The sequence below is a fragment of the Myxococcus sp. CA033 genome, assembly GCF_013336625.1.
Taxonomy (GTDB): domain Bacteria; phylum Myxococcota; class Myxococcia; order Myxococcales; family Myxococcaceae; genus Myxococcus; species Myxococcus llanfairpwllgwyngyllgogerychwyrndrobwllllantysiliogogogochensis.
This window is the reverse complement of record NZ_JABUMU010000095.1, coordinates 1-407: the sequence shown is the minus strand read 5'-3', so window position 1 is coordinate 407 and position 407 is coordinate 1. Positions and strand designations below refer to the sequence as shown.

Annotated in this window: 1 protein-coding gene; it reads left to right on the top strand. The window is 67.8% G+C overall.

The genetic code is table 11. From position 1 onward, the window contains the following. Positions 1-407 (top strand): AMP-binding protein (locus HUA78_RS45790; RefSeq protein ID WP_174479142.1); only part of this gene is annotated, 407 nt, incomplete at both ends.

The following is a 407-nucleotide window of genomic DNA, read 5'->3' as shown; positions in this document are numbered from 1 at the left end:
CGCTCCGCCGACATGGTCGCCGCCATGCTCGCCATCCTCCACGCGGGCGGCGCGTACGTTCCTCTCGACCCTGATTACCCCTCGGACCGCCTCTCCTGGATGCTCCAGGACTCTCGCGCTCCGTTCATCCTCACGTCGCGACGCCTCCTCGACTCACTGCCTTCCTCGGAGGCGCAGGTCCTCCTTCTCGATGAGACGGGCGACGAGGAAGCGCGGACTCCTGGCAACGCGGACGCGGCCAATCTGGCGTACGTCATCTACACGTCGGGCTCCACCGGCCGGCCCAAGGGCGTCATGGTGCCTCACCGCACCGCCGCCAACTTCTTCGCGGCCATGGATGACCGCCTGGGCACCTCTCCCGGCACGTGGCTCGCCGTCACCTCCATCTCCTTCGACATCTCCGTCCT